This window comes from Sphingomonas sp. RS6 (assembly GCF_054489705.1).
The window spans coordinates 74,800-99,357 of record NZ_JBTMWM010000001.1; the positions used below are offsets into that span (position 1 = coordinate 74,800).

The window sequence follows — 24,558 nt, forward strand, 5'->3', positions numbered from 1 at the left end:
ATCAGTCATGGCGAGGGCAATCTCGTCGGTTCACCGGGCGGCAACCCGGGCAGCACCCCCGCCGGCCTTGCGACGGGGGTATTTCTCAGGCGGCGGTCGCCATCGGCTGCCGAGCGCGAAAGCGGATCACCTCCCGCCCCGCCATCTCATTGATCTGCAGCAGCCGCACCTGCAGCGGCACGATCTCCAGATCGAAGAACATGTCGACCGCCTGGAGCGGATTGCCGAACCCGCTCGATCCCTGCGCCGGCACGATGCCCAGCACCTGTGGCGGCGTGCGGTGCGCGGCGAGCACATCGTCGCGCGTCGCATTCTTGATGCCGAGAAACTCGTCCTTCGCCCCCACCTCGGCGATCGGCAGGATCTTCAGGCTCCCCTCCTTCGCGTTCGGCGCATGGACGAACAGGTTTCGGAAATTGCCCGGCCCGCGCGACGATTTCAGCGCCGCCTTTAGCGCGCTGGTATCCGCCTCGTCGATCTCGCCCGTGGCATAGAGGATATAGCCGGCATGGCTGCCGTTCAGATAATAGCGGCGCCGAAAGAGCGTCGCCGCCTCGTTGAGCAGCGCCGATTGCAGCGCGCTCAGATATTCCGGCACGCCATAGATTTCCTGATTCACGTCCGGCTGGCGAACCTGCACCACGCTGCCCGGCACGAACTCGCTTTCGTCGCGGTCGCCAGGCACATAGAAAAACCGCCCGGGCTCCACGCCGCGCCGCGTGTACTTGGCGATGACGTGATCATAGCGCAGCAAGCCGCCCAGCACGTTGCGCCGCTCCTCCAGATATCCGTTGCCGAACACGAGAAAATCCTGCGCCAGCGCCTCGAACGCCGCGGTGCCGAGCAGCGCCGACGGCTCGAACGACGCGACCAGCAAATTGCGCTTCAGCATGATCGCGCTGCTGTGGTGCGGCGATACGCGAAACGCGCGCGCCAGCCCGTCGAGCGGCACCGGCGGCTCGTACCATCGGCCATTGTGCCAGCACTCGGCCATGTCCAGCAGCTCGCGCCGGTTGAGCACCGGCTCCGGATCGCCAAAGCTGAACGCCATGCCGCCCGAACTGGTCTCCGCCTTCGCGGGCACCAAGGCCCCAGACGAGGCCGCTCCCGCTTCCTGCCGGGACATCGTCCGCGCTCGAGTCCGCTTCGCCATCGACTATCTCCATGCGCGTCTTCGGCCGCGCGCTGCCGTCCAGGGGTTCGTTGATCAGGATGTGCATCACCGCCCATGCCAGGTCGGCATGGCCGGTATCTTCGCCGCCCCGGCTCGCCTTGAAGGTGATGGCCCGGCCCGACGCGGTGAGCGCCTTCTTGATCGACAGGAAGCTCGACTGAACATCGATCCACCCGGCGTCGAATTCGATGCGCCCGCGCGAAAAGCTGTGCTGCGCCTTCATCACCAGCTGCGCCTTGGATTCGAGCGAATATTCGATCTTGGTGCAGCCGCGCACCGTGCCGTGCAGCAGCTGATAGACCGCCGATCCGATGCCGGTCGCATCGATGCCCAGATAGGTGCAGTTGTATCGGGCCAGCCGCTGGCGGATGAATTCGGCCTGCGCCTGATAATCCAGCCCGCGCAGCTGATACTTCTCCAGCAGGCGGAATTTGCCCCCCGGCCCCTCGGGCGGCAGCGCGATCACCAGCGCCGCATTGTCGCCGTCCTCGCTCTCCTGCGGATCATATCCGGCCCAAACCGCGCGATTGCCCGCCGGCCGATTGCTGAGCAGGTTCACGTCCTGCCAATCGACCATCGCGTCGACGGTCGCGTTCTGCAGCTCGTTGAACTTGAACGCGCTTAGGCTGTCGTCGACGAACTGGCACATCAACAGATTGGCGAATTCGTCCGGTGCGTATTCGACGCGCAGCTCGTCCAGATCGAACAGGTCGCATCCCCGCGCCTCGGCGTCCTCGATCGTCACGATCTGGCGCCACACCTTGTCCTCGCACAACGCACCGACATTCAGCCGCGCATGGCCCGTGTCGATCGTGACGCGGTTTTCCCTCTTCACCCGCCGGTTGCGGCGCTCGCCGGTCCAATAGGGGTGCGCCTGGTGCGCGATCGTCGACGGCGTCGAGAAATAGGTTTTCCGCCACTTCTTGTGCATTGCCATGCCGCTGGCGACCTTGTTCAGCTCCTCGAAGCCATAGGTCCAGAAGAACTCGTCGAAATAGAAATTGCCGTGATAGCCCTGCGCCGTCCGCGCATTGGTCCCCAGAAAGATCAGCTGCGGCAGATCCTCGCCCTCGGGCAACGTTTCGGCATCGATCACGATCGGATCGCCCTGCAGCTTCACGCCCACCCGCGCCGCGAACTGGATGATATAGTTGCGGAAGATATGCGCCTGGCTTTTCGAGGCGGACAGGAAGATCATGTTGCCGCGCCCGCGCAGCGCATCGAGCAGCGCCTCCCGCGCGAAATACCATGTCGCGCCGATCTGGCGCGATTTCAGGATCATGCGCGTGCGCTCGTCGCGCGCGTCCCACCAATCCTGCTGATAACCGAACAGCTCGTCGTGGAAGATGCGCTCCAGCTCTTCCACCTGCTCTCGGGTGAAATAGTTGGTCTTCGCCTTCTTCTTCTCGCCCTTGTTCCGGTTGGCCACCTTCTCGTTCAGGTCGCCTTCGTGCCCGCCCGGCGCCTCATATCGGCGCACCCGCGCCGCCGACTGAACCGCCCGCATCAGCAGGTCGATTTCCTTGAAATCGCCGGGGGTCTTCCTGTCCTTGTCGATCAGCCCGACGATGCGCGCCTCGATCGCATCCTCGATCTTGGTGAGCGCAGGCGCATCATCCCATCGATCGCGCTGGCGCCACGATTCCACCGTCGCGCGTGAAAGGCACAGCTCCTCCGCGATCTGGGTAATCGTCCAATACCGCCAATACAGGCTGCGCGCCTTCCGGCGGGCATCCACCGGGATTGGCATCGTCGATGCTGGCAGGGGTTGGTCGGCGGGATGCATGGCGCCGCGAACCTAGCCACGCCCGCTCCCCGCCATTGAGCGCACAGCCTTGTAAACGCCCGCTTTACAAGCGCCCGCGCTTGAGAAGCAGCGCCGAACAGGTCCCTTTTCCGGCGTCGAAACGCCGCCTCGCCGCGATCATGCAAGGGACCAGCACCGAAATGGGCAAACTCTCCAAGTTCTTCCGCGCTTTCGTCGCCGGTCAGACGATCAGCGATGGCCGCACGATTACCGATGAGATGATCGACGAGGTCGTCGAGACCTTCAACCGCGAGACCTATTCGCCGCGGATCAATATCGAGCATATCGCCGGCTTCAGTCCGGAACCGCCCTTCAACGGCTATGGTGATGTCGTCGCGGTGCGCGCGCAGAATGACGAATTCACCATCGCCGGCAAAACCGAAACGCGCCGCGCGCTGTATGTTCAGGTCGACGGCAACGATCAGCTGGTCGCCCTCTCTGCCGCCGAGCAAAAGCCCTACCCCTCGGTCGAACTGACGCCGGATTATGCCGGCTCGTCGAAGGTTGGCCTGATCGGCCTCGCCTTCACCGACACCCCGGCCTCGATCGGCACCCAGAAGCTTCAGTTCGCCCGCACCGCCCCCGGCACCATGTTCACCGCGTCCGATCAGGCCGTGTCGATCGAATTCGAAGGCGCGGGCAGCGCCGGCATCGCCGACGCCATCGCCGCCGGCTTCGCCAAGGTCGCGGCCATGTTCAATCGCAGCGAGGAAAGGCCCGAACCGGCCCCCGAACCCAAGCCGGAGCCGAAGCCGAAGCACGCCAACGACAATGTCGACATGGCGGCCTTCAGCACCGCGATCGGCGAGGCCGTCGCGGCGGCGGTCAAGCCCGCGCACGACGCCATCGCCGAGGTTCGCGGCGAACTCAGCAGCCTGAAGGGCCAGCTGGAAAACACGCCCGCCGGCTTCAGCCGCCCGCCTGCCACCGGCGGCAACGGCAAGCACCTCACCGACTGCTGATCGCCCTCCCCGCCCGCGCCCACCTCCTCGCATCCCGGAGCACTACATGCAGAACCAGACCCGCGTGCTGTTCAACAGCTACCTTGGCCAGATCGCCAAGCTGAACAGCCTCGACGGCAATTTCTTCTCGGGCACGTCGACCGAGATCAAGAAATTCGCCGTGGCGCCCGCGATCGAGCAGCGCTTGCAGGCCAAGCTTCAGGAAACCAGCGACTTCCTCTCGCGCATCAACGTCGTGCCCGTCATCCCCCAGATCGGCGACCGCGTCGGCGTCGGCGTCACCCGCACGCTCGCCGGCCGCACCAACACCGCCGCTGGCCAGCGCCGCACGCCCACCAATCCGTTCGGCAGCGACGCGATCGATCAGTATGTCGCGAAGCAGACCAACTATGACTATGCCTGGCCCTACGGCCTGCTCGACGCCTGGGCTCATCGCCCGGAGTTCCAACAGCTCTGCCGCGATGCCGTGATCGTCCAGAAGGCGCAGGACATCATCACCATCGGCTTCAACGGCGTCGATGCTCAGGCGCAAACCGATCGCGTCGCCTATCCGCTGCTTCAGGACGTCAATTACGGCTGGCTGTATAAGATGCGCACCTATGCGCCCAGCCGCGTCATGCCGCATGGCGGCCTCGATCAGGCAAAAGTCTATGTCTCGGAAACGGGCGCCGCGGATTATGCCAATCTCGACGCGCTGGTGTTCGACGTCATCCACAATCTGCTGCACGCCCAGTTCCAGGGCGCAACCGATCTCGTCGTGATCGTCGGGCGCGATCTCGTCCACGAAAAATATTTCAAGATCGTGAGCGAAGCCGGCAACACGGCAACGGAGATGGTGGCGCGCGACGTGCTGCTCTCCAGCCGCCAGCTCGGCGGCAAGCCGACGATGCAGGTGCCGAACTTCCCGGCCGACGCGCTGATGGTCACCAGCCTCAAGAACCTGTCTTATTACTGGCAGGTTGGCTCGAATCGCAGGAACATCGTCGAGGAGTCCGCCCTCGATCAGATCGCCAACTACGAGTCGGTGAACGACGCCTTCATGGTCGAGGAATACGGCAAGGCGGCGCTGGTCGAGAACATCCAGCTTGGCCCGAAGGTCTGAGGACCTGCGCCAAGGTCTGCCCGCCCTCCCCCTTTTCAGCACCGGAACGCATCATGAGCCCAGCTCGCCAGCATCGTGAACGCTTCGCCGCAATGGCCAGGCCCGATCACGCCGAACCGATCGTTGCCGCGCCCCGGGGTGAGGGCGGGCAGCAAACCCCGCCGGTCGCCGCGCCCGCCACGCCTGCCCGCCTCCACGCGCTTCAGCACGCGGCGCTTGCGGCGAGCGCCGACGAACCCGGCGGCGCCGATCCCGCGCTCGGGTCCGGTCCCGATGCCCAGATCATGCTGCGCCTGGTGCACGACATGCGCCGGCTCAAGGGCATCCAGTCGATCGAGCGCAAGGTCGAGGCCAAGCGCGAAATGCTGCCCGCCTATCGTGACTGGGTTCGCGCGCATCTTCAGGCGGCGGCCGAAACCGGCACCGCCCGCGCGGAGGAAGTGATCCCGACCATCATGGTCTGGCTGATCGATGTCGGCGAATATCAGGGCGCGATCGAACTGGCGGAGCATCTGCTGCATCACGATCTGCCGATGCCCGCCCGCTATCAGCGCAGCACCGCCGCGCTGGTGGCGGAGGAAATCGCCTCGGCCGCGCTCAAGGCACAGGCGGCGGGCGAGCACTTCGATCTCGACATCCTGTTTGCCGTCGAAAGTCTCACCGAAGACGCGGACATGCACGATCAGATCCGCGCCAAGCTGTTCAAGGCGATCGGCATGGAAATGGCGGCGCGCGCCGAAATCGAACTGCCGGCGAACGAACGCGCCCGCGCCAATGCCAGGGCGCTCGACGCGCTTCGCCGCGCGAAACAGCTCGACGATCGCGTCGGGGTCAAGGGCCGCATCCGGCAGGTCGAAAAGCTGCTCGACGCGCCCGCCCCCGAACCCGCGCCCGATCAGGGCGCCTGACCAGCTCGCCCCCGGCGCTCGGGGGCGGATCGCGCGTGACGGGAGGGCCTTCGGGCTGAGGGCCGTCACGGACCCGGTCCCCACCCCCGTTTGCCGGGGACGCCAAGCAAGGAACCGAACCGCGATGAACCCGGCCCTCGCCTTCGAGATCATGAACCTCGCGCTCTGCGCGGTGCTCTTCGCATGGGCCACGGCCGATGCGGTGACGGCGAAAGCCCTCGCCGCCTGCCTTTGCAACGCGCTTCTCGCCTTTGTCGGCCTGCTTGGCTTCATGCTCGCGCTTCATGTGCTGGCGGGGCTCGCGCTGGCATGAACGGCTTCGCCTGCACCCCGGTTCTCGCGCCGCCGCCCGCGACGCCCGCCGATGCGCCGATCGTCAATGATGGCTGGTTCCCGGATGTGAACGTCGCCGATCTGCGCAAGGCGCGCCGCATCCCCGCCGATCTCCCGGTCGAGCGCCTGCGCGACGCGGTCCGCGAGGCGATGATCTGGGCGAACGACCAGCTCGAGGAATGGCGCGCCGGCCAGGCAGCCGCCAGCTTCGCCGATGTGCCGTCGCGGCCGCTTGACGGCGCGACGCGAAACCTCGTCCTCTATCAGCTCGCCATCGGCGCTTGGGCGAAGGCACTGCTCGTCGAACGGCTGCGCGACGTCGATCTCACCGGCGCCGGCCAGCGCAAGGTCGACGATCTCGACGCCTCGATCGGCGAGCTGCGCCGCGACGCGCTCCACGCGGTGCGCCGCATCCTCGGCCGAACCCGCACCAGCATCGAGCTGCTGTGATGGCGGACGTCATCACCGCGCGCCAGGGCGACACGCTCGATGAACTGCTGTGGCGCGAACGCGGCCTCGGCGCCGAAGCGCTCGAAGCCGTGCTCGCCGCCAACCCCGGCCTCGCCGATCGCGGCGCCGTCCTCCCGATCGGCACGCCGGTCACCCTCCCCGTCATCGCCGCCCAGGCACAGCCGGTGCGCGAGACGGTCCAGCTCTGGAGTTGACCTTGGAACAGAAGATCATGGCGCTGCTCGATGCATTGTTCGCGCTGCTGTCCGGCATCGCCCCCGGCGCGATCGGCGCAGCGGTGGGCCTCGCCTGGCGAAAAGGGCTCACCTGGCGCGAACGCTTCACCCAGCTTGCGGTCGGCATCGTCGTGTCGTGGTTCGCCGGCCGCGCGATCGGCGCGCTCTGGCCGCTCGATCCCTTCGTGCTTCAGGGAATCGCCTTCACCATCGGCATGATCGCCTTCGAAGCGACGCCGCGCTTCATCGCCGCGGCGGCCGACGTCGCCGGAACCATCCCGGCCACCTTGCGCGATCGTTTCCTCGGCAAGGGGGGCGAGCAGTGAGCTACAATCGCGCCGCCCTCGAAGCCGAACTCGTCCGCGATGAAGGCGAACGATTCCGCGTCTATCGCTGCACGGCCGGCAAGCGCACCATTGGTGTCGGCCGCAATCTCGATGATGTCGGCATTTCGGAAGCCGAAGCCGATACGCTCGGCATCACGCTCGCTTCGGTGCTGCGAAGCGGCATCACGCCCGCGCAGTCGCGCGCCTTGCTCGCGAACGATATCGCCAAGTGCGAACGCCAGCTTGACGCGCGGCTGCCCTGGTGGCGCACGCTCGGCGACGTGCGCCAGCGCGTGCTGATCAACATGTGCTTCAATCTCGGCATCCGCCGCCTGCTCGGCTTCCGCAACACGCTGGCCAAGATCCAACGCGGCGATTTCGCCGGTGCCGCCACGGGGATGCGCGCGTCGCTCTGGGCGCGCCAGGTCGGCGCCCGTGCAAAGCGCCTTGCCCGCATGATGGAACAGGGAACCCTATGATCAAGCTGATCGTCGGCGCCGCCCGCGCGCTGCATGCCTGGGCCGGCAACAGCTGGCTCGTCCTGATCGCCCTCGGCATCGCCACGGCGGCGCTCTATGTCGACGCGCGCCGCACCCGCGCCGATCGCGATGCCTGGGCTGCCTGGGCGCGCGAAACCTGCGCCCAGGCCGGCGCCGGCATCGATGCCACCACGATCGAGCGCACCGACGCCAACGGCAAACGCCACAAGGTCGCCCTGCCGCGCGGCGGCGCCTGTCGGGAGGCGGTGCAGGATCTTGCCGCCTTCCGCGCCGCTACCCTCGCCGGCACTGCCCGAATTCTCGCCGATGCCGCTGCCGAGCGGGAGACAAAGGCCGCGCGCGACCACGTCGCCGCCCGCGCGGAGTCCGGAAACCGGGCTGCAGCCCTCACCAACATGGAGAAAGCCGATGCGCGGATCGAAAATGACGATCTGGTCGATGGCAGCTGGTTCGCTGCTCTCAATCGCCTTGGCGGCCTGCAGCCCCGCGATTGAACACCGGCCGGCGGACGTGATCGCGGTGCCGGTACGCGATCTGCCGCCCGCCGATCTGCTCGCCTGCCCCCGGCCCGGCCCGGCCTTCCCCACCGATCAGGTCGCAACCATCCCTGCCCCGCTGCGCGACGCCCTGCGCGCTTTGGTGCTCCACGATCGCGATCAGCGCGCCCGCTTTCGGCGCCTGGTCGAATGGATCGCCCCCGAAACCTGCCCGCCCGAAACGGAGACCCGCTGATCATGAGCAAAGTTGCCACCGCCGAACTGCAGGCTCGGATGCTCGCCGCGCTTCAGGCGATCGGCCCCGCGCTCGATGCGGTGGCGATCGTGCCCGATGATGATCAGGATCTCGAACAGGAAGCAGCAGGCATCACCTGTGGCGGCGATGCGGGCAACGTCCGCCTGATGACCGCCGCCGGCAACGATCGCACCATTGCGATCGCGAGCGGTCAGAGCATCGCAATCCGCTTCAAGCGGGTCTACTTGACCGGCACCTCGGCAAGCGGCCTCAGCGCCCTGCTCAACCCGCTGCAGGCTTTCGTCGAACCTGCGCCCACCCCCACGCCGACGCCGGACCCGACGCCCACTCCAACACCGACGCCCACTCCAACACCGACGCCCACGCCAACGCCGACGCCCACGACGCTGCTCGCACCCTCGGCCGCATGGCAGGGCACGCGCGATAGCGGCGGCGTCGCGCCTGCTGAAAGCGCCGTGCCCCTCGGTACGCTCGTGCCCGACGAACAGATGACGGGGAACTTCTCCGCAGTCCCCTATTCATGGGTGCATGGCGAAGGGCAGAAGATCAGCGTCGTCTGCCTGCCGCCACAGGCCCCGGAAAGCGATCAGATCAACTACGTGAAGGAAGTGGAATTCTTCCTCGAGGGCAATTCTGCCGTCGTGACGGACTGGAGCGTGAACGACACGCCGGTCCTGATGCCCGACGGCACATGGGCGCCACAGGGCTCGATCGGCTTCGCGATCACGATCTGCGCCGGTCAAGGCCCCGTCACAGCCGGCGACGCCACCCTCTACGCCTATCTGCGCGGCGAGCACGGGCTCGAGCGGCGCGTGTCGCTGCCGATTACCATCAACGCCGATCGCAGCCTCGATCCCGTTCAGCTGACCTTCACCGCCTCGCCTAGCGGCGCGACCGCGGCAACGCTCGACGCGCCTTGGGCGGGCGCCACCGGCACCTATAACTGCTATTTCAGCAGCAAGACCGCGCGCACGGTCACGCTGACCCGGGGCTCGACGGCCTGTAGCTGGACCGGCCAGAGCGCGGTGACCGCAAACCAATATGCCTGGCTCAACCGCCCGAAATTCTTCGTGTCGCCATCGGGCACCAAATCGAACGCCGGGAACCATCCCTCGGTCCCGCTCGGGCCACGCCTGCTCGATGCGCAGCTTGCTCTAAACGCCACCGTCCAGGGCGCGTTGGTGGAAATGGCCAACGGCACCTATGTCGAGGACAGCAATACCGGCACCGCCTCGCCTCAGCCGACGCGCATGGTCGAATTCCGGCCCTCGCCGCACTGGTCAAGCGCCGATGATATCGTCATCACCCGGCCTGATCGCCGCACCCCGGCGGCTGCCTGGACGCCGCGTATCCAGCGCGCACACTTCTTCGGAGCGAATGTCGATCTTTCGAAGATCATGAGCATGAACGGGTCGCTCAGCCCGTGCGTTCTGGCTTTCAGCGCCTGCAAGCTGCTCGACGTCGACGCCAACGGCCCGGTCGACGCCAATGGCTTCGACATCGGCTACAACCTGACGGCCAACCCCAAGGATGGCTCGAACGGCATGTTCAACGCCGCCAACGGCGCGCGCGCATACCTCACCGAATGCTATATGCGCAGCTATCAGCTGCTCGGCGCCTATCTGTATCGCAACGTCGGGCCGGTGCCCGGCGAGACCGCCAGCTACTCGACCGATCTGTTCGCCACCGCAGGCGGTTCGACCGAGGCCGACGCTTATAACGACGTCGTGGTCGACGGGCTCGAAGGCGACATGGACCGCGAATTCCACCAGCGTTACCATGTCGAAAACGACCTTGCGGTCACCGGCGCGAGCACCTCCGCGGGTCTGACGACGATCGCCTTTGAAACGACCGGTGCGGTGACCGACGCCATCGCCAGCTATGACCGCTTCGTGCAGGTGGTGAGTGGTGCGCTCGCCGGAACAACCGTGCAATTCGGTGGGACCGGGCTTAGGGCAAGCACGAACACGGTGCAGGTTGCCGGCGACCTCAGCGCGCTCCAGCCGGGTGACCGCATTCGAGCCTATATCGTCTGGCATGCTGACTTCTGCCAGCAACAAGGGGTAAGCGCGGATCAGGTCGGTGTCCGAAACACGACGATCTTCCGCTATTGCGGCAAATCGCCAACCGCACAGCTGTTCCTGACTCAGGGGCTGGTACCCTGGTCACCGTCGGGGACCACCCTCACCACCTCCGGCAGCGACGGTAGGGACATCAACTTCAGCTCGGCCCAAACCTGGCGCGATGGCGATATTGTTAAAGTCACGAGCGGACCTCAGGCGGGCGAGGTGGTGCTGATGGACGGCGACGGCACCAGTGCCACCACCGGCCGGATCAGAAGCGCATTCTCGGTGCCGCAAGCGGCGGTGACGTCTACCCGCGCCAAATACATGCACGGGTTCGCGATGGGCCTGGCCAACTTGCGAAAGACCGCACGGGGAAGCGAATTCGGTCAGCTCCAAGACGGCCACCGCAACTTCACCATCGCGCATTCGACCTTCCTTGGCCAGCGCACCTCCGCCGAACAGACGATCGGCTTCCGCAACGGCCCAGAGCAGGCGCATTGGAATAAGGACCACGTCCATCTGTTTAACGTCTATGGCGAACTCTTCGCCGACGCATCGTTCCCGCAGCCCGAAGACGGCGTGCGCATTCGCCGCAGCCATTTCGTTGTCGGCGTGGACCGGACGCTGGGCGACGGCAAGGTCGGGGGCATTGCCGCCGACAAGGAAAGCGGTGGCATCTCGGGTGACGTGCTGACGGTGGGCGTCAGGCCGCTTATCCCGTTCGATATTAACGGACGTCCCGTTTCGGCCGCATCTCCGGTCGGCGCCGGCGTATCTTGATTAGACTTTTGTTAACGATTTGTTCATCGTAACGGCTCGCTTTTACAAAGGGGGAAAGTCGATGAAGTGGTTTCTTGGATTGCTGGCGAGCATGTTGCTCGCCACGCCTTCCTTCGCCCAGTCACACATTGTTGTATGGGACACGATGGTTTCCGCGAGTTCGTTCGGGACGTTCAATTTCGCAACCGAGGACGGCCGTCTGCCCACTTGGGTGACGCTCCTGTCGTTTGAGGTAACAGCGCCCGAAGATGGCGTAATTCTCGACCGGCATGATCGCCTTTACGTACCGGTGTCGGAAGGTGAGGACTTGCTTGTGCAGGCGAATCTCGAGTTCGGCGGCCCCTATTGGTACGAAAGCCTCTATTTCCAGATTACGAATCAGCCGGGCATCTATCTGTACGACGTCGTTTATCGCAACCTCACCTTCGAGGTGAGCGACGCCACCGTGCGGGTGCCGGAACCGGCGGCCTGGGGCATGCTGATCGGCGGCTTCGGGTTTGCCGGTGCGGCGCTTCGCGTCCGCCGCCGCCGCGCCGCCTTCGCCTGAACCACTGCCCGGCGGCTGATAGTCGCCGGGCCACCTTGCTCGAGGACCTGGCATGCAGAAGCCTGACGATCTCCGCCGCGTTCTGCTCGCCCATGTGCCCGCGCTTCGCGACGATCCCGCGAAGCTCAGCATGTTCGTCGACAAGGGCCGCATCGCTGCACGATCGGGCGCACTCGCCTTCGAATATCACTACACGCTCAACCTGGTCGCGCAGGATTATGCCGGCTCGATCGACGGCCTGATCGTGCCGATCCTCGCCTGGATCGCCGACGCCCAGCCCGATCTGCTCGAACGTGCGCCGCAAGAACCCTTCCGATTCGAATCGGAACTCGTCTCGGCCGACGCCGCCGATGTTTCGATCTGGATCGACCTCACCGAAATCGTCACCGTCCAGCTCCAGCCAGCGGGCGGCTTTGCGACCGCGCATCTCCCCGATGCGCGGCTCGGCGATGCCTTTGATGGCCTCGGTTGCGTGCCGCTGTGGCAGGTCCTTCTGAGCGCGCCTGCCGGTGCCGAACCGGATCTGATCGCAGGACACCAGAATTGAACGATCTCGCCGAGCTGGAGCGCATCGCAGGCGCACTGCTGCGCCAGACGGCGCCGCCCGAACGGCGCCGCATCCTGCGCGCGATGGCCAAGGATCTTCAGCGCTCGCAATCCGCCCGGATCGCGCGCCAGCAAAACCCCGATGGCAGCGCCTATGCGCCGCGCAAGCCCAAGCCAACGCCCCGGCCGGGCAACGGCACCGTCAAGTTCCTCTACCCCAAGGGCGCGGCCGAACCGCGCCTGGTCCTCATGAAAAGCTGGGTACAGGAGGGCAAGCTGCTCACCGGCTTCGATATAGAGGCCGGCGCCATCCGCAGCTTCTTCTGGGACAAGGTCGATCGCTGGCTACCGATCGAACCCGACGAACAAAACCGCGGTGCCGGAAAGTTCCGTCGCAAGGGCGGCATCCGCCGCGCCGCCATGTTCCGCAAGCTCCGCAACGGCCGCAATCTCCGAGCCGGTGCAAGCGATCGTGAAGCATGGATCGGCTTCGCCGGCCGCGCGTCGGAGATCGCCAGCGTATCGCAGGAGGGGTTGATGGATCGCCCCGCAGCCGGCGCCAGGCCGGTGCGCTACACACGTCGCGTGCTGATTGGACTCTCGTATCGGGAGGCTGACGCACTTATCGATCTGTTTTTGCATCACCTGGAACGGAACAGCTAAAATATCAGCCCCCGCAGGTCAACTGGTCGCAAGCGCGAACAAATTAGGGCAGTCTTGCAACTGGCTAATTATCGATCCATGATCGATTCGATTAAAAAGGGAAATTCAAATGCGATCGATCTTGATGATGTTCGGGATTGCATTGGCCACGTGCAATACGACGCCTGCCCTCGCGGATGTTGCCTCATACAGCCTACCCGTGAATCCATCGGACGAGGATAATGGTGCACTGATTTATACCCTTGTACCAAGAGACGCTGAATTTGGCTTTTCGACTCTTATTTCTGTGCGCTGGAATACGACTATCGCCCCGACGAGCCTTTCGTTTGCACCGATTGGTTACACAGCATACTATTACGTCGATCCAAATCCGAACTATCCTAGTTTTACGGATTTTGGTGGTCCGCAAGGTGGTAAGGTGACATACTACGCGAACGGATTCGACTACTTTATAAATCTTATCTTCCCGCAAAACCTGAATGAGCCGGGGCTACACATCATCGGGGCGCGAACGACACTCGAGTTTATTGCTCAGTGGGCGCCCGGTCAGGGGCCCACTTCTGCGTTAGCAACGGTGGCAGTCAACGCCGCTCCGGTCCCGGAGCCAGCGGATTGGGGGTTGTTAATTGTCGGCGTTGGACTGGCAGGGGGCACGCTGCGCATCAGACGGCGGCGGCTGGCTGTGGCTTGGTAACGTTGGCGACAGTCGACCCGATAGCGTCCATTACGGGCGGCACAAACGTGGCAATCTGACAAGACCACTCATTCAGGGTAAGCTATCCGATTGGCAGGACCGCACCCTTGTAAACCCGCCCCTTACAAGGCCAACGCCTAGCGTTCGCCATCCCGCCGCAGCGACATGGCGGCATGGCCGATACCTCCGTCACCTTCACTGCGGTCGATCTGTCGCGCCTGCCCGCGCCGTCGGTGATCGAGACGCTCAGCTTCGATCAGATCTACGGCGAGATGCTGGCCAGCCTTCAGGCGCTGCTGCCCGATTTCGACGCAACCGTGGAATCAGACCCGGCGGTGATGCTGCTTCAGGTCTTCGCCTATCGTGAACTGCTGCTGCGCGGGCGCATCAACGATGCCGCCCGCGCCGTCATGCCCGCCTTCGCCACTGGCACGGATCTCGATCACCTCGCCGCCCTTATGTCGGTGTCGCGGCTCCAGCTCGACGCGGGCGATCCCGCCAACAACATCGCCCCGACCTATGAGGATGACGCCTCCCTTCGCGGCCGGTTGGTGCTGGCGCCGGAGGGCTTCTCGGTCGCCGGCCCGGAGGGCGCCTATATCTATCACGCCCGCTCCGCCGATGGCGACGTGCTCGATGCCAGCGCGACCAGCCCGAGCCCCGGCGAAGTGGTGGTGACGGTCCTTTCGCGGCAAGGCGACGGCACCGCCTCGGCCGATTTGCTCGCCAAGGTTGCGGCGCACGTCGCCGCCGAAACCGTCCGCCCGCTCACCGACGCAGTGACAGTCCAGGCGGCCACGATCCTCAACTATCAGGTCGAGGCACAGGTCACGACCTATAGCGGCCCGGACGGCTCGATCGTGCTGGCGGAGGCGCAGCGGCGCCTCATCGAATATTGCGAGCGCCAGCACCGGCTTGGCCTCGACGTCACCCGCTCGGGCATCTTTGCCGCCCTCCATACCGAGGGGGTCCAGAACGTCGCCCTCGCCTCGCCTGCCGAGGACATCGTCGTCGACCGCACACAGGCGGCGTTCTGCACCGGCATCACCGTCACCTATGCGGGCACAGGCGAATGAGCCTGCTGCCGCCCAACGCCACCGCGCTCGAGCGCGCAATCGAGGCGACGACAGCACGGCTCGGCGACTTGCCGGTGCCGCTGCGCGCGCTGGTCGATCCCGAAACCTGCCCGCTCGCGCTCCTCCCCTATCTCGCCTGGGCGGTGTCGATCGATGCCTGGTCGAGCGACTGGCCAGAGGAGGTGAAGCGCGCCCGCGTTCGCCGCGCGATCGATATTCAGCGCCACAAGGGGACGGCTTCATCGGTTCGTGCCGTCGTCGAATCGTTCGGCGGCTCGGTCGCGCTGCGCGAATGGTGGCAACTCGATCCGCCGGGGCCGCCCCACACCTTCACCATGTCGGTCGAGCTGGGCGGGCGCGGGGATGCGCCGGTCACCGCCGCCTTTGCCGATGCCGTGATCAACGAGGTTCGGCGAACCAAGCCGGTGCGATCGCACTTCACCTTCACACAAGGGCTGCGCGCAAATGCGGCCTCCGGCCTGATCGCCGCTGCTCGCCCCGTGATCTTCACCCGCCTTCAATGCGTCGCCTGATCGGAGCAACCGATGCCGTTCACCCTCACCGTCACCAACGCCGGCCGCGCGGCGCTCGTCAACGCTGCGAACAACGGCACCAACGCCGTGCTGATCACCCAAGCGGGCGTCTCGGCGACAGCCGTCGCGCCAGCGCCCACCCTCACCGCCCTGCCCGGCGAGATCAAGCGGATCGGCACGATCGCCGGTGAAGCCGTCGCGGCCGACACGATCCACGTCACCATCCGCGACGAAAGCAACGCGGTCTACACCGTGCGCTCGATCGCGCTCTATCTGGCGGACGGCACCCTGTTCGGCGTCTATGGCCAGGCCGATGTGCTGGTCGAGAAATCGTCTCAGGCGATGCTGCTGCTGGCGATCGACGTCCGCTTCGCCGATATCGCTGCCGCCAGCCTCACCTTCGGCGACACCAATTTCCTCAACCCGCCGGCCACCAGTGAAACCGTCGGCGTCGTCGAACTGGCAACCGAGGCGGAAAGCAGCGCCGGCACCGACGATCGCCGCGCGGTGACGCCAAAGGGGCTCAGCTTCGCGATGACAGCGCGTCTCGCCGGCTTCGGCGCGGACCTTTGGCGCGCGAGCAATGACGGCGCCGGCTCCGGCCTTGATGCCGATCTCCTCGATGGGCAGCAGGGCAGTTGGTACACCGATATCGCCGCCCGCCTCGGCTATACGCCCGCGAACCGTGCCGGCGACACCTTCACCGGCCCGATCCGCCGCGACAGCCAGTTCTATCTCGATTTCGCCGACGGCAATCCCGCGATCGTCTGGGGCAGCGATGCCGGTGGCGTTGATCGGATCGAATTCGATCGCGCGAACAACAGCTGGTTGTTCAAGGTCGCAGGCGGCGGGGCAGCCGGCATTTCCACCGCCGGCATCACCCGGGCCGGTGCCCGCGTCTGGGACGCGACCAACGACGGCAGCGGTTCGGGGTTGGACGCCGATTTGCTCGATGGGCGCCACGCGAGCGAGTTCGCGCTCGGCGCCTCGCTGAATGACGTCTGGCGCTCGTCAAACGACGGTTCTGGCTCAGGGCTCGATGCCGATCTTCTCGATGGGCACGATGGCGGCTACTATGCGGATATTCGCGCCCGGCTCGGGTTCTGGCCAGTTCGTCAGGGCACCGGCATCGGCCAAGGCAGCAATGTTGTCCATATCGGCTGGTCGGGCAGCAGGCTGAAGGCGACCGTCGATAACCTCGATCTCGGCAACGTCGTCTTCGATGAACACCTCTCCGATGTCTGGCGGTCTTCCAATGACGGCGCCGGTTCTGGCTTGGATGCGGATCTACTCGACGGGCGCCAGGCATCCGAATTCGCCCTCACTGCGTCGCTATCGAATGTCTGGCGATCCGTGAACGATGGCGCCGGATCCGGCCTCGACGCCGACCTGCTCGATGGTCGTCAGGCGTCGGAATTCCCGCTGCGCAGCGACTTCGATTGCTCGCTCGGCGAGAACGGCTATCAGAGGCTGCCATCCGGCCTGATCGAACAATGGGGCAAGGTCCGCGCGACCTGGCTTACCGAAACCGTCGTCGATATCGATTTCCCGATTCCTTTCCCCAATGCGTGCCTCAGCGTCACCGCGACGGGGTTCATCAGTTCTTCGAACAACAATCGGGATCTCTGGCCACAGATTTGCGGCGAGCCTACGCAATACGGCGTCCGCATCCAGCTCCAATCCGACGACAGCAGCGACCGCCAGCTCAACGGGATCAACTGGACGGCCAAGGGCTACTGACAGCACAACCGAAAGGACCGACGATGAAGTGGACGATTAACAGCGTGAATGCAGGCGCGGGCACCGCGTCCGTCACCTTCGAACATGCCGGCGTCACGCACACCCGCGACGTCAACATCTGCCTCAACGCCAAGGGCAAATACGACGCACCGGCTACCGAAGCGCGGATCGAGGATGTTGCACGCGGGGTCGCCGTGAAGATTGCGGCGGGTGCGATCACCAACCAGCCTGCCCAGCCGGACCCTGCCGCCGCCTAGTCCGCGCTTGTAAACCAGCGATTTACAAGCGCGTACCCGCGCGCGCTGGCGGTGCGCCCGGCAATGTCCGGCACCGTGAGCGAACTCATCGATCCGCGCCGCCTGATCGGCAACATGATCCGCCTCGGCACGATCGAAAGCATCGATCTCGCCCAGGCGGTCTGCCGCGTTCGGATCGGCGAAATCGTCACTGGCGATCTTCCCTTCGCCGCGCCGCGCGCGGGCGCGATCCGCATCTGGGCACCGCCCAGCATCGGTGAACAGGTCGCGCTCTTCTGCCCGGAGGGCGATGTCCAGGCCGGCATCGTCCTCGGCGCCTTGTTCTGCGACGCGCATCCTGCGCCGGCCGGCGACAAGAGCGTCCTCATCGACTTTCCCGACGGCACCCGAATCGCCTACGATCCCGAGGGGCATAGCCTCGCCATCGCTATCGCTGCCGGCGGCAACGCACAGATCACCGCCCCCGGAGGCGTCACGATCACCGGCGATGTCACCATCACCGGCGACATCACGCTCGACGGCAAACTCGATGCCAGCGGCAAGCTCACCAGCGACGACGATGTCATCGGCGCGGGCAAAAGCCTGAAGAGCCATAAGCACCTGTCGGTGCAGCCCGGCAGCGGCGTCTCGGGAGCCCCGCAATGAGGGGGATGAACGCCGCCACCGGCCGGCCGATCGAGGGCGACGCGCACCTCGCCCAGTCTGTTGCGAAGATCCTCACCACCCCGATCGGCGCACGCGTCGGCCGGCGCGAATTCGGCTCGCTCCTGCACGAGCTGGTCGATCAGCCCGCCAACCCCGCCAGTCGCATCCTGATCTTCGCCGCCACCGCACTCGCGCTCAAGCGATGGGAGCCGCGAATCGCCGTCACCCGGGTCGGGCTGGAGCAAGTCGCGCCCGGCCAGGCCACCGTCGTCGTCGAGGGGCTCCGTACCGATCGGCCCCGCCAGACCCTGCGCACCCGCATCACCGTGCCGCTCGCCTCGCGCGGCGGCCTCACCGTCTACGCTTAGGAGCCCAGTCGATGGCCTTTCAACACGGTATCACCATCACCGAAGTCAACACCGGCACGCGCAGCCTGGCCAGCGTCGCCACCGCCGTCATCGGCATGGTGGTGACCGCCGCCGATGCCGATGCGGATGCCTTCCCGCTGGATCGCGCGGTGCTGATCACCGATCCTGAAGCGGCGATCGGCGATGCCGGCACCACCGGCACGCTGGGCAGCGCGCTGCGCGCCATTGCCGATCAGGTCCGCTGCCCCGTCGTGATCGTGCGCGTCGCGGAGGACGTCGACGATGACGCGCAGACCGCCAATGTCATCGGCACCACCACCGCCGAGGGCATCAAGACTGGCATGCAGGCGCTGCTCGCTGCCGAGGCGAAGCTGGGCGTCAAGCCGCGAATCCTCGGCTGCCCCGGGCTCGACAGCCAGGCCGTCACCGCCGCCCTCGCGATCGTCGCGCGCAAGCTGCGCGGCATGGCCTATGCGGCGGCAATCGGCGGCGATGCCAGCGCCGCCATCGCCTATCGCGCCAATTTCACCGCGCGTGAACTGATGCTGCTCTATCCCGATTTCTACGCGGCCGATGCCACCTCGGGCGCGGCCGTCATCAGCTACGGCGTCGCCCGGGCGCTTGGTCTGCGCGCCCGCATCGATCAGGAACAGGGCTGGCACAAGACGATCAGCAACGTGCCGGTCGACGGCGTGATCGGCCTCACCAAGGATGTTCAGTTCGATATTCAGGATTCGGGCTGTGAGGCAAACCTGCTGAACGGCGCGCAGGTCAGCGCACTGGTGCGCGCCGGCTCGGGCTTCCGGATTTGGGGCTCGCGCACCTGCTCGGCCGAGCCGCTCTTCGCCTTTGAAAGCGCAACGCGTACCGCGCAGGTGCTGCTCGATACGATCGGCAACGGCATGTTGTGGGCGATCGACAAGCCGCTTCGGCCCAGCCTCGCTAAGGATATCGTCGAGACGATCAATGGCGAGCTGCGCCAGATGAAGCTGGCCGGCCAGATCCTCGGCGGCAAGGCGTGGTTCGACGCCACCCGCAATCCGGTCGATCAGCTCGCCGCCGGCAAGCTCCAGATCGATTACGATTACACGCCGGTGCCGCCGCTCGAAAATCTCGGCCTCAGCCAGCGCATAACCGACAGCTATTTCGCCGACTTCGCGGCAGCCGTCACGGCGTGACGCCGACCCCCTCCCCGTTTTCCAGATCGAAAGGCTGAACCCTCATGGCATTCCCACGCAAGCTCAAGGACATGAACCTGTTCTCGGAAGGCAACGAGTACAGGGGCAATGCCTCGTCCGTCACGCTGCCCAAGTTCGCGCGCAAGCTCGAGGAGTATCGCGGCGCCGGCATGGACAGTCCGGTGAAGATCGACATGGGTGCCGAGGCGATGGAGATGGAATTCACGCTCGGCGGCCCCGAGCTTTCCATCCTTCGCCAATATGCCCTGCCCGGCCTTGCCGGCACCTTCCTGCGGTTCGCGGGCGCATGGCAGCGTGAAGACACCGGCGCTGTCGACGTCTGCGAAGTGACCGTTCGCGGTCGCTACGAGGAAATGGATTTCGGCGAGCTGAAGACCGGCGAAGGCGGCGAGTTCAAGTGCAAGTTCGCCCCGGTTTACCTGCGTCTCGAATGGAATGGCGAGGAGGTGATCGAGATCGACGTGCTGAACGGCGTCCTTCGCGTCTTCGGCGTCGATCGGCTCGCCGCCATCACTGCCGCCATCTCGTAAGCGGCGCCCCCTCTCCTCTAATCGAAAGTCTGTTCCATGTCTGAAGCCACCACCCGCACCTTCGCGCTTGACGACGCGATCGTCGTCAACTCCGAGGAGATGCTTCCCGCCGGCACCAAAATCACCGTGCGCAAGCCAGGTTCGGGCGAGCTGCGCGGCCTGGCGCTCAATAGCCTGCTTCAGCTCGACGTCGCCTCGCTTGAGGCACTGGCGCCGCGCATCACCACGCCGATCCTGCACAAGCCGCTCGCCGCCGCGATGGCGCCGAATGACATGCTTCAGTTCGGAACCGAGGTGGTGGATTTTTTGCTGCCGAAGGCCGCGAAACCGGCCTCCCCGAACGCATAGACGATGTGATGGCGGACGTGGCGGCGGTCTTTCATTGGCCGCCGCCCGTCATGAACGAAATGGGCGTCGCCGAACTGATGGGCTGGCACGCCCGCGCGATCGATCGGCTGAAGGCCTTGAACGGCATCGAGGACTGACACGATGGACCGCAATCTCCGCATCCGCATGCTGCTTGAGGCGGGGGACAAGGTCTCCCGCCCGCTGCGCAACATCGCCACCGGCTCGGGCCGTGCCGCGCGCGAACTGCGCAACACCCGCGATCAGCTGGCGCGGCTCCAGCGCACACAGGCGGATATCAGCTCGTTCCGCACGCTGAAGAACGATCTGCACGGCACCGAACAGCAGCTCGCGGCGGCGCGCACCCGCGTCGGCGAGCTCGCGCGGCAGATGCGCGCCGCCGAAAACCCGTCACGCCGGCTCGCTCGTGACTTCGAAGCGGCGAAGCGCGCCGCCGCCGCGCTCAAGACGCAGCACGACGATCAGGGCCGCGCGCTTCAGCAGTTGCGCGGCCGGCTTCGCGAAGCCGGCATCGGCACCAACCGATTGACGCAGCACGAACGCGAGCTGCGCCAGGCGACCGATCACGCCAATCGCGAGCTGGCCGAACAGAGCCGCCGGCTTCAGCACGCCAGCGACCGCGCTCGCCGCTATGCCGCCGCGCGCGATCGGTTTGGCACGGTTCAGGGCACCGCCACCGGCCTCGCCGCCAGCGGCTTTTCCGCGATCGAAACCGGCCGGGCGATGGCGGGGCCGCTGGTCGGCGCGGTGCAGGCGGCGCAGCAGTTCGAAACCGGCATGACGGACGTCGCCCAGAAGGCCGATCTCACCCGTGCCCAGGCGGCGAAGATGGGCGATACGCTGCTCGCGGCGGCGCGCGCCGCCAATCAGCTGCCCGAAAGCCTGCAGGCTGGCGTCGACGTGCTGAGCGGCTTCGGTCTCGATCCCACCAAGGCCGTGCAGATGATCGCACCGATCGGCCGCGCCGCGACTGCCTATCGTGCGGAGATCGCCGATCTTGCCGCCGCCAGCTTCGCCAATCTCGACAATCTGAAGGTGCCGATCGATCAGACGGCGCGCGCGATCGACATCATGGCCCAGGCGGGAAAGGCCGGCGCCTTCGAAATGAAGGACATGGCGCAATATTTCCCCACCCTCACCGCCGGCTATCAGGCGCTCGGCCAAAGCGGCGTTGGCGCCGTCGCGGATCTCTCCGCCGCGCTCCAGATCGCGCGCAAGGGCGCGGGCGATTCGGCGACAGCGGCCACCAACGTCGCCAATATCCTTCAGAAGATCACCTCGCCCGCCACCGTGCGCGCCTTCGCCAAAATGGGCGTGGATCTGCCAAAGGCGCTCAAGCGCGCTTATGCCGAAGGGAAGACCCCGCTCGAGGCGATTGCCGAGCTGACCAACAAGGCGCTGGGCGGCGATATGTCTCGCCTCGGCAACCTGTTCGAAGATGCGCAGGTGCAACAGGGCCTGCGCCCCCTGATAGCCAATATGGAGGAATATCGTCGTATCCGTAGCGAGGCGATGGCGGCCGGCGGCACCACCGATCGCGACTTTGCCGAACGCATGAAGGATTCGGCCGAACAGACCAACCGGCTGAAGACGAACGCGGCAACGCTGGCGATCGGTCTGGGCACCAAATTGCTGCCGGCGGTCAACGCGGTGCTCGCCCGCGCCAATGCCTTCACCGATCGCCTCATGAAATGGACCGCGGCGCACCCCGGTCTCACCAAATCGGTCCTGTTGGGCGCGGCGGCATTTGCCGCGCTGTTCCTCGTCCTGGGCGGCGGCGCCATCGTGCTCGCCGGTCTGGCGGCGCCCTTCGCCGCGCTCGCGGCTGTCAGCACCGCGCTCGGCATCGGCATCCTTCCGCTCGCCGGCATCGTGCTCGGCGTCGTCGCCGCCGTCGTGGCGCTCGGCGCCGCCGCCTATGCGATCTATGCCAATTGGGGGCGGATCGGGGCTTGGTTCTCCAATCTGTGGCAGGGGATCAAGTCCGCCACCTGGTCCGCCATCCAGTTCGTGACGCGGATCCTGCTCAACTTCACGCCGCAAGGATTGCTCGTGAAGGGCTTCATGGCCCTGCTCGCCTGGATGCGCGGCCCGCTCGGACAACGGATGATCGCGGCCGGCGGTGATATCGTGCGCGGCATCATCACCGGCATCACCGGCATGCTCGGCCGGCTGAAGGATACCATCGTCGGCGCCGCGTCGGCGGCGGCGAACTGGTTCAAGGGCAAGCTGGGCATTCACTCCCCCTCTCGCCTCTTCGCTTCGTTCGGCGGCTTCATGATGCAGGGGCTCGATCGCGGCATCGCCGGCGATCAGGATTTGCCCGTTGACCGAATTGATGGTCTCGCCAGCCGGCTTGCCGGCGCGGTTGCCACCGGCACCGCCGCGCTGGCGGTCGGCGCCGCCAGCGCAAGTCCCGGGCCCTCGCCGCGCGCTGCCGCCGTCACGATCGGTCCGGTCACCATCGTCATCAAGCAACAGGCCGGCCAGTCCGATCGCGATCTCGCGCGCGCCGTCCGCGCCGAGCTGGAGGAATTGATGCGAACCGGTGCCGGCGCCGGCCGCCGCGCCTCGATGGCCGATCGGCCCGATGGAGACGATTTGTGAAGCTGCTCAGCCTCGGCATGTTCGTCTTCGCGATCGATACGATCAGCTATGAGGAGCTTCAGCGCCGTCGCGCGTGGCGCTTCGCGACCAATGGCCGCGTCGGCGCCAAGGATGCCGTTCAGTTCACCGGCGCCGATCTGGAAACGATCAGCCTGTCGGGCAGCGCCCATATTGAGCTGTCCGATGGCCGCACCTCGCTCGACAAGCTGATCGCGATGGCTGACGAGGGCGAGGATTGGCCGCTGGTCGACGGGCGCGGCAATGTGCTCGGCAACTTCGTCATCACCGCCATCGATGAGCGGCACCGCGAAACGCTGCCCGACGGCACGCCCCGCCGCATCGATTTCGGCATCGATCTGCTCGAAGCACCGGACGTCGCCGCATGATCCCGGTGGCCGACTGGCGCATCACGCTCGACGGCGAGGATTTGTCGCCGAAGATCCGGCCGCGCCTGATCGGCCTGCGCATCACTGAAAAGCGCGGCGGCGATGCCGATCAGCTCGATCTGGTGCTCGACGATAGCGACGGCAGGCTCGCCCTCCCGCCCGAGGGCGCCCTGCTCTCGGTCGAAATCGGCTGGAAGCGCGGCGACGGCGTGGCGATCGGGTTGGTCGACAAGGGGCACTTCAGGGTCGACGGCGTCGAACATGCCGGTCCGCCCGACACGGTGACGATCAGCGCGAGCGCTGCGGACTTCGCCAGCGGCCTCACCACCCGCCGCGATCAGAGCTGGCACGATACGACGCTCGGCAACGTCATCACAGTCATCGCCGGCAGGCACGGGCTTCAGACGCGCTGCGCGCCTGCCTTGGCGTCGATTGGACTGCCGGCGATGTCACAGCAGCGGGAAAGCGACATCGCCTTCCTGCGCCGGCTCGGGCGCGAGCATGATGCCGTGGCGACGATCAAGCGCGGCTGCCTGATCTTCGCGCCGATCGGCGCCGGCATCACCGCGACCGGCAAGTCATTGCCAGCCGCCACCATCCGGCGGCGCGATGGCGACCGCCACAGCTACCGCGTCGACAAGCGCGAATCGGCCGGCAAGGTCACCGCCGAATGGCACGATCGCAAGGTCGCGAAGAAGCGGCAGCTGAGCGTCGGAAGCGGCGACGGCGCCGAGCGCAAGCTGTCCCGCGTCTATGCCAGCGAGGCCGAAGCCAGGCGCGCCGCCACCACCGAATCGAACCGCGCGGCCCGCGCGCCACGCAGCCTCGACATCACCCTCGCCTATGGCCGCGCCGATCTGTTTCCCGAGCAACCGGCGCAGGCGATCGGGTTCAAGGCGGAGATCGACGCACAGCCCTGGCTGGTGTCAGAGGTGAACCACCAACTCGACGATCGCGGCGGCTTCACAACTGCGGTGAAACTGGAACTGCGCAGCTGATCCGGC

28 protein-coding genes and 2 pseudogenes are annotated in these 24,558 nt (G+C 66.0%); 28 read left to right on the forward strand and 2 right to left on the reverse strand.

The genetic code is table 11. From position 1 onward, the window contains the following. Positions 1 to 85 precede the first annotated feature (85 nt). Both ACX40Y_RS00395 and ACX40Y_RS00400 read right to left on the reverse strand, forming a co-directional pair. Positions 86 to 1,126, reverse strand: coding sequence for a phage portal protein (locus ACX40Y_RS00395; protein ID WP_459117550.1), 1,041 nt, complete (start codon positions 1,124 to 1,126; stop codon positions 86 to 88). Between the two features lie 49 nt (positions 1,127 to 1,175). Then, positions 1,176 to 2,960, reverse strand: a pseudogene (locus tag ACX40Y_RS00400) (terminase large subunit domain-containing protein); the annotation flags it as partial. 140 nt (positions 2,961 to 3,100) lie between these two features. Here ACX40Y_RS00400 and ACX40Y_RS00405 point away from each other — a divergent pair. The 28 genes and pseudogenes from ACX40Y_RS00405 (at position 3,101) to ACX40Y_RS00540 (ending at position 24,552) form a co-directional block, all read left to right on the forward strand. After that, positions 3,101 to 3,943 carry a GPO family capsid scaffolding protein gene (locus ACX40Y_RS00405; protein ID WP_459117551.1) on the forward strand — a complete coding sequence of 281 codons (843 nt, stop codon included), beginning with the start codon at positions 3,101 to 3,103 and terminating at the stop codon, positions 3,941 to 3,943. A 46-nt stretch (positions 3,944 to 3,989) separates the two neighbouring features. Next, on the forward strand, positions 3,990 to 5,045 hold the full coding sequence (locus ACX40Y_RS00410) for a phage major capsid protein, P2 family (RefSeq protein WP_459117552.1): 1,056 nt from the start codon (positions 3,990 to 3,992) through the stop codon (positions 5,043 to 5,045). Positions 5,046 to 5,098: 53 nt separating this feature from the next. Further along, complete coding sequence (gene gpM / locus ACX40Y_RS00415) at positions 5,099 to 5,953, forward strand: phage terminase small subunit (RefSeq protein ID WP_459117553.1); 855 nt, start codon at positions 5,099 to 5,101, stop codon at positions 5,951 to 5,953. 124 nt (positions 5,954 to 6,077) lie between these two features. Beyond that, on the forward strand, positions 6,078 to 6,266 hold the full coding sequence (locus ACX40Y_RS00420; RefSeq protein WP_459117554.1) for a hypothetical protein: 189 nt from the start codon (positions 6,078 to 6,080) through the stop codon (positions 6,264 to 6,266). Then, entirely contained in the window at positions 6,263 to 6,736 is a 474-nt protein-coding gene (locus ACX40Y_RS00425; RefSeq protein WP_459117555.1) for a head completion/stabilization protein, read from the forward strand. Before ACX40Y_RS00420 ends, ACX40Y_RS00425 begins: the two co-directional genes overlap by 4 nt. After that, positions 6,736 to 6,951 carry a tail protein X gene (locus ACX40Y_RS00430; protein WP_459117556.1) on the forward strand — a complete coding sequence of 72 codons (216 nt, stop codon included), beginning with the start codon at positions 6,736 to 6,738 and terminating at the stop codon, positions 6,949 to 6,951. Before ACX40Y_RS00425 ends, ACX40Y_RS00430 begins: the two co-directional genes overlap by 1 nt. A gap of 2 nt (positions 6,952 to 6,953) precedes the next feature. After that, positions 6,954 to 7,298 (forward strand): hypothetical protein, encoded by a 345-nt coding sequence (locus ACX40Y_RS00435; RefSeq protein WP_459117557.1) that lies wholly within the window; start codon positions 6,954 to 6,956, stop codon positions 7,296 to 7,298. Next, the gene (locus ACX40Y_RS00440) at positions 7,295 to 7,777 is read left to right on the forward strand and encodes a glycoside hydrolase family protein (RefSeq protein WP_459117558.1); all 483 of its coding nucleotides are present in this window, start codon (positions 7,295 to 7,297) and stop codon (positions 7,775 to 7,777) included. The genes ACX40Y_RS00435 and ACX40Y_RS00440 overlap by 4 nt, the downstream gene beginning before the upstream one ends. Further along, the gene (locus tag ACX40Y_RS00445) at positions 7,774 to 8,292 is read left to right on the forward strand and encodes a hypothetical protein (RefSeq protein ID WP_459117559.1); all 519 of its coding nucleotides are present in this window, start codon (positions 7,774 to 7,776) and stop codon (positions 8,290 to 8,292) included. Before ACX40Y_RS00440 ends, ACX40Y_RS00445 begins: the two co-directional genes overlap by 4 nt. Positions 8,293 to 8,317: 25 nt before the next feature. Further along, entirely contained in the window at positions 8,318 to 8,530 is a 213-nt protein-coding gene (locus ACX40Y_RS00450; RefSeq protein WP_459117560.1) for a hypothetical protein, read from the forward strand. A gap of 2 nt (positions 8,531 to 8,532) precedes the next feature. Further along, positions 8,533 to 11,397: a spike base protein, RCAP_Rcc01079 family gene (locus ACX40Y_RS00455; RefSeq protein WP_459117561.1), complete on the forward strand. Its 2,865-nt coding sequence runs from the start codon at positions 8,533 to 8,535 to the stop codon at positions 11,395 to 11,397. A 439-nt stretch (positions 11,398 to 11,836) separates the two neighbouring features. Next, positions 11,837 to 11,944, forward strand: a pseudogene (locus ACX40Y_RS00460) (PEPxxWA-CTERM sorting domain-containing protein); the annotation flags it as partial. Positions 11,945 to 11,996: 52 nt separating this feature from the next. Beyond that, a complete protein-coding gene (locus tag ACX40Y_RS00465; protein WP_459117562.1) occupies positions 11,997 to 12,491 on the forward strand; it encodes a phage tail protein in 495 nt (164 codons plus the stop codon). Next, the gene (locus tag ACX40Y_RS00470; protein WP_459117563.1) at positions 12,488 to 13,153 is read left to right on the forward strand and encodes a phage virion morphogenesis protein; all 666 of its coding nucleotides are present in this window, start codon (positions 12,488 to 12,490) and stop codon (positions 13,151 to 13,153) included. The genes ACX40Y_RS00465 and ACX40Y_RS00470 overlap by 4 nt, the downstream gene beginning before the upstream one ends. A gap of 109 nt (positions 13,154 to 13,262) precedes the next feature. Next, positions 13,263 to 13,847, forward strand: coding sequence for a PEP-CTERM sorting domain-containing protein (locus ACX40Y_RS00475; protein ID WP_459117564.1), 585 nt, complete (start codon positions 13,263 to 13,265; stop codon positions 13,845 to 13,847). A 173-nt stretch (positions 13,848 to 14,020) separates the two neighbouring features. Continuing rightward, the gene (locus ACX40Y_RS00480; protein ID WP_459117565.1) at positions 14,021 to 14,923 is read left to right on the forward strand and encodes a baseplate assembly protein; all 903 of its coding nucleotides are present in this window, start codon (positions 14,021 to 14,023) and stop codon (positions 14,921 to 14,923) included. After that, the gene (locus tag ACX40Y_RS00485) at positions 14,920 to 15,456 is read left to right on the forward strand and encodes a phage tail protein I (RefSeq protein WP_459117566.1); all 537 of its coding nucleotides are present in this window, start codon (positions 14,920 to 14,922) and stop codon (positions 15,454 to 15,456) included. The genes ACX40Y_RS00480 and ACX40Y_RS00485 overlap by 4 nt, the downstream gene beginning before the upstream one ends. A 12-nt stretch (positions 15,457 to 15,468) precedes the next feature. Further along, positions 15,469 to 17,196 (forward strand): gp53-like domain-containing protein, encoded by a 1,728-nt coding sequence (locus ACX40Y_RS00490; RefSeq protein WP_459117567.1) that lies wholly within the window; start codon positions 15,469 to 15,471, stop codon positions 17,194 to 17,196. A 23-nt stretch (positions 17,197 to 17,219) separates the two neighbouring features. Continuing rightward, positions 17,220 to 17,453, forward strand: a complete 234-nt coding sequence (locus tag ACX40Y_RS00495; RefSeq protein ID WP_459117568.1) for a hypothetical protein — start codon at positions 17,220 to 17,222, stop codon at positions 17,451 to 17,453. 75 nt (positions 17,454 to 17,528) lie between these two features. Continuing rightward, a complete protein-coding gene (locus ACX40Y_RS00500; RefSeq protein ID WP_459117569.1) occupies positions 17,529 to 18,098 on the forward strand; it encodes a phage baseplate assembly protein V in 570 nt (189 codons plus the stop codon). Continuing rightward, a complete protein-coding gene (locus ACX40Y_RS00505; protein ID WP_459117570.1) occupies positions 18,095 to 18,466 on the forward strand; it encodes a GPW/gp25 family protein in 372 nt (123 codons plus the stop codon). Before ACX40Y_RS00500 ends, ACX40Y_RS00505 begins: the two co-directional genes overlap by 4 nt. 11 nt (positions 18,467 to 18,477) lie before the next feature. Further along, entirely contained in the window at positions 18,478 to 19,644 is a 1,167-nt protein-coding gene (locus tag ACX40Y_RS00510; RefSeq protein ID WP_459117571.1) for a phage tail sheath subtilisin-like domain-containing protein, read from the forward strand. Positions 19,645 to 19,688: 44 nt separating this feature from the next. Next, entirely contained in the window at positions 19,689 to 20,195 is a 507-nt protein-coding gene (locus ACX40Y_RS00515; RefSeq protein WP_459117572.1) for a phage major tail tube protein, read from the forward strand. Positions 20,196 to 20,231: 36 nt separating this feature from the next. Then, complete coding sequence (locus ACX40Y_RS00520) at positions 20,232 to 20,543, forward strand: phage tail assembly protein (protein WP_459117573.1); 312 nt, start codon at positions 20,232 to 20,234, stop codon at positions 20,541 to 20,543. Between the two features lie 8 nt (positions 20,544 to 20,551). Continuing rightward, the gene (locus tag ACX40Y_RS00525; protein WP_459117574.1) at positions 20,552 to 20,680 is read left to right on the forward strand and encodes a GpE family phage tail protein; all 129 of its coding nucleotides are present in this window, start codon (positions 20,552 to 20,554) and stop codon (positions 20,678 to 20,680) included. A gap of 4 nt (positions 20,681 to 20,684) precedes the next feature. After that, entirely contained in the window at positions 20,685 to 23,168 is a 2,484-nt protein-coding gene (locus ACX40Y_RS00530; RefSeq protein ID WP_459117575.1) for a phage tail tape measure protein, read from the forward strand. Further along, positions 23,165 to 23,554 carry a phage tail protein gene (locus tag ACX40Y_RS00535; protein WP_459117576.1) on the forward strand — a complete coding sequence of 130 codons (390 nt, stop codon included), beginning with the start codon at positions 23,165 to 23,167 and terminating at the stop codon, positions 23,552 to 23,554. Before ACX40Y_RS00530 ends, ACX40Y_RS00535 begins: the two co-directional genes overlap by 4 nt. Beyond that, a complete protein-coding gene (locus ACX40Y_RS00540) occupies positions 23,551 to 24,552 on the forward strand; it encodes a contractile injection system protein, VgrG/Pvc8 family (RefSeq protein ID WP_459117577.1) in 1,002 nt (333 codons plus the stop codon). The genes ACX40Y_RS00535 and ACX40Y_RS00540 overlap by 4 nt, the downstream gene beginning before the upstream one ends. The last annotated feature ends 6 nt before the right edge of the window (positions 24,553 to 24,558 follow it).

Excerpts from the sequence above, each read along its gene's own strand:
- ACX40Y_RS00410 (WP_459117552.1), top strand. The coding sequence starts at position 3,990 with ATGCAGAACCAGACCCGCGTGCTGTTCAACAGCTACCTTGGCCAGATC.
- ACX40Y_RS00395 (WP_459117550.1), bottom strand. The coding sequence starts at position 1,126 with ATGTCCCGGCAGGAAGCGGGAGCGGCCTCGTCTGGGGCCTTGGTGCCC.
- ACX40Y_RS00485 (WP_459117566.1), top strand. The coding sequence starts at position 14,920 with ATGAGCCTGCTGCCGCCCAACGCCACCGCGCTCGAGCGCGCAATCGAG.
- ACX40Y_RS00510 (WP_459117571.1), top strand. The coding sequence starts at position 18,478 with ATGGCCTTTCAACACGGTATCACCATCACCGAAGTCAACACCGGCACG.
- ACX40Y_RS00465 (WP_459117562.1), top strand. The coding sequence starts at position 11,997 with ATGCAGAAGCCTGACGATCTCCGCCGCGTTCTGCTCGCCCATGTGCCC.
- ACX40Y_RS00495 (WP_459117568.1), top strand. The coding sequence starts at position 17,220 with ATGAAGTGGACGATTAACAGCGTGAATGCAGGCGCGGGCACCGCGTCC.
- ACX40Y_RS00480 (WP_459117565.1), top strand. The coding sequence starts at position 14,021 with ATGGCCGATACCTCCGTCACCTTCACTGCGGTCGATCTGTCGCGCCTG.
- ACX40Y_RS00540 (WP_459117577.1), top strand. The coding sequence starts at position 23,551 with ATGATCCCGGTGGCCGACTGGCGCATCACGCTCGACGGCGAGGATTTG.
- ACX40Y_RS00425 (WP_459117555.1), top strand. The coding sequence starts at position 6,263 with ATGAACGGCTTCGCCTGCACCCCGGTTCTCGCGCCGCCGCCCGCGACG.
- ACX40Y_RS00515 (WP_459117572.1), top strand. The coding sequence starts at position 19,689 with ATGGCATTCCCACGCAAGCTCAAGGACATGAACCTGTTCTCGGAAGGC.
- ACX40Y_RS00475 (WP_459117564.1), top strand. The coding sequence starts at position 13,263 with ATGCGATCGATCTTGATGATGTTCGGGATTGCATTGGCCACGTGCAAT.
- ACX40Y_RS00430 (WP_459117556.1), top strand. The coding sequence starts at position 6,736 with ATGGCGGACGTCATCACCGCGCGCCAGGGCGACACGCTCGATGAACTG.
- ACX40Y_RS00405 (WP_459117551.1), top strand. The coding sequence starts at position 3,101 with ATGCAAGGGACCAGCACCGAAATGGGCAAACTCTCCAAGTTCTTCCGC.
- ACX40Y_RS00525 (WP_459117574.1), top strand. The coding sequence starts at position 20,552 with ATGGCGGACGTGGCGGCGGTCTTTCATTGGCCGCCGCCCGTCATGAAC.
- ACX40Y_RS00445 (WP_459117559.1), top strand. The coding sequence starts at position 7,774 with ATGATCAAGCTGATCGTCGGCGCCGCCCGCGCGCTGCATGCCTGGGCC.
- gpM (WP_459117553.1), top strand. The coding sequence starts at position 5,099 with ATGAGCCCAGCTCGCCAGCATCGTGAACGCTTCGCCGCAATGGCCAGG.
- ACX40Y_RS00520 (WP_459117573.1), top strand. The coding sequence starts at position 20,232 with ATGTCTGAAGCCACCACCCGCACCTTCGCGCTTGACGACGCGATCGTC.
- ACX40Y_RS00530 (WP_459117575.1), top strand. The coding sequence starts at position 20,685 with ATGGACCGCAATCTCCGCATCCGCATGCTGCTTGAGGCGGGGGACAAG.
- ACX40Y_RS00505 (WP_459117570.1), top strand. The coding sequence starts at position 18,095 with ATGAGGGGGATGAACGCCGCCACCGGCCGGCCGATCGAGGGCGACGCG.
- ACX40Y_RS00420 (WP_459117554.1), top strand. The coding sequence starts at position 6,078 with ATGAACCCGGCCCTCGCCTTCGAGATCATGAACCTCGCGCTCTGCGCG.
- ACX40Y_RS00455 (WP_459117561.1), top strand. The coding sequence starts at position 8,533 with ATGAGCAAAGTTGCCACCGCCGAACTGCAGGCTCGGATGCTCGCCGCG.
- ACX40Y_RS00490 (WP_459117567.1), top strand. The coding sequence starts at position 15,469 with ATGCCGTTCACCCTCACCGTCACCAACGCCGGCCGCGCGGCGCTCGTC.